The sequence below is a fragment of the Vibrio hepatarius genome (genome assembly GCF_018860525.1).
Lineage (GTDB): Bacteria > Pseudomonadota > Gammaproteobacteria > Enterobacterales > Vibrionaceae > Vibrio > Vibrio hepatarius_B.
Map to the genome: position 1 here is coordinate 1 of NZ_JAHKPM010000003.1, position 2,486 is coordinate 2,486.

A 2,486-nucleotide genomic window follows, 5' to 3' on the forward strand; every position below is an offset into this window, starting at 1 on the left:
GATGTCTCGGCCGAGAGTACAGATTTACTGGATGAGCTGATTGATGAAGGTGATGAATTAGATAGTGCTACCGACGATTTTACCACCGATTCATTGTCTGAGTTCTCTGAAGATAGCATTGATGGAGATGTTTCATTTGACGAATTGATTACTGATGGTAGCGATGATATTGATGTTGATTCAACAGAAACTCTGGATGAAGTATTGCTGGATGAGCAGCAAGATAGTCAATTATCTGAAGATCTCGGTGATGAAGGGACAAACCTTTTTGAAGAGCTGGCGGAGATTGATAATCAGGATAATGACGCCTCAGACGAACATTTTCAAAACGAATTTGAGCAAGACAAAGCAGTAGCAACCGATAATGATTCTGATGCTCAAACTGACGAAGATAAATTCTCTAGTGAAGATTTTATCGATGATATGCTGAGTGCGGCTCCAGAAGGAGACCCACTATTAGAGCCGGAGGCAGAAGATGATTCTTTGACTTCAGCGGTTGATGAGGCTGAAAACCCAGATGTTGCTCAAAATAAACCTGAAGATATTAATACTTCCTCAAATTTGGTGGGAGATACCCCATCTTCGACTGAAACAAGTGAGACAGCTGAGGAAGACCTTCTTGCTCAACAGGAGCAATTAGATACCCCAAAAAAGCCTGAGGCTGTTGAAGAGCTTGAGTTGGAAATGCCTACTGATGAAGCTGACGTTCCTGATGAGGATGACGTTGCCGATGAGGTCGAAGCGCCTGATGAAGATGATGCTCCCGATCTGGACATGTCTAGCGATGAGCCAGAATTTGCAGAGCAGGATGAGAGCACTTCGCTTGATGATATTGAGGACTCTGAGTCAGCTGAAATAGAAGCTGCTTTTAATGAGGCTGATGCTCCTGATGAGAATGACGTTGCTGATGGGGTCGAAGCGTCTGATGAAGCTGACGCTCTCGATCTGGACATGCCTAGCGATGAGCCAGAAGTGGCTGAACAGGATGAGAGCACTGCGCTTGATGATATTGAGGACTCTGAGCCAGCTGAAATAGAAGCTGCTTTTAATGAGGCTGATGCTCCTGATGAGAATGACGTTGCTGATGGGGTCGAAGCGTCTGATGAAGCTGACGCTCTCGATCTGGACATGCCTACCGATGAGCCAAAATTTGCAGAGCAAGATGAGAGCGCTGCGCTTGATGATATTGAGGACTCTGAGCCAGCTGAAATAGAAGCTGCTTTTAATGAGGCTGACGGTCCTGATGAGAATGACGTTGCTGATGGGGTCGAAGTGTCTGATGAAGCTGACGATCCCGGTCTGGACATGCCTACCGATGAGCCAGAATTTGCAGAGCAAGATGAGAGCGCTGCGCTTGATGATATTGAGGACTCTGAGCCAGCTGAAATAGAAGCTGCTTTTAATGAGGCTGACGCTCCTGATGAGGATGACGCTGCTGATGAGGTTGAAGCGCCTGATGAAGCTGACGCTCCCGATCTGGACATGCCTAGCGATGAGCCAGAAGTGGCTGAGCAAGATGAGAGCGCTGCGCTTGATGATATTGAGGACTCTGAGCCAGCTGAAATAGAAGCTGCTTTTAATGAGGCTGACGCTGCTGATGAGGTCGAAGCGCCTGATGAAGCTGACGCTCCCGATCTGGACATGCCTAGCGATGAGCCAGAAGTGGCAGAACAGGATGAGAGCACTTCGCTTGATGATATTGAGGACTCTGAGTCAGCTGAAATAGAAGGTGCTTTAAATGAGGCTGACGCTCCTGATGAGGATGACGCTGCTGATGAGGTCGAAGCGCCTGATGAAGCTGACGCTCCCGCTCTGGACATGCCTAGTGATGGGCCAGAAGTGGCTGAGCAGGATGAGAGCACTTCGCTTGATGATATTGAGGACTCTGAGCCAGCTGAAATAGAAGCTGCTTTTAATGAGGATGGCGCTCCTGATGAGGATGACGCTGTTGATGAGGTCGAAGCGCCCGATGAAGCTGACGCTCCCGATCTGGACATGCCTAGCGATGAGCCAGAAGTGGCTGAGCAGGATGAGAGCACTTCACTTGATGATATTCAAGACGCTGCTCCAGAGGTACCAATACCTGAATCTATCCCGAATGAGTTTGGATTACCTCAAGATAATGACTGGCTAACAGAAGAAGATATGGCTAAGGAAACCGATCCGGTTGATATAGCTGAAGAATCACAAAAAGAAACTGCGGTGCTTGATAATGAAGAGTTTGATGACGCTGAATTACCTGAGTTTACCGAAGAGGACGCAGCCGCTGAATTAAGCGAGGGAGCAGAGCCAGAAGCGCCAGCTGAACCTCAAGAAGAAGCGGCAGAGATTGATGACGCTGAATTACCTGAGTTTACTGAAGAGGACGCAGCCGCTGAATTAAGCGAGGGAGCAGAGCCAGAAGCGCCAGCTGAGCCTCAAGAAGAAGCGGCAGAGATTGATGACGCTGAATTATCTGGGTTTACTGAAGAGGACGCAGCCGCTGA

Annotated in this window: 1 pseudogene; it reads left to right on the forward strand. The window is 48.4% G+C overall.

Features of this window, described 5'->3' with window-relative positions:
• Nucleotides 1–2,486 (forward strand): annotated as a pseudogene (locus KO511_RS00145) (hypothetical protein); the annotation flags it as partial.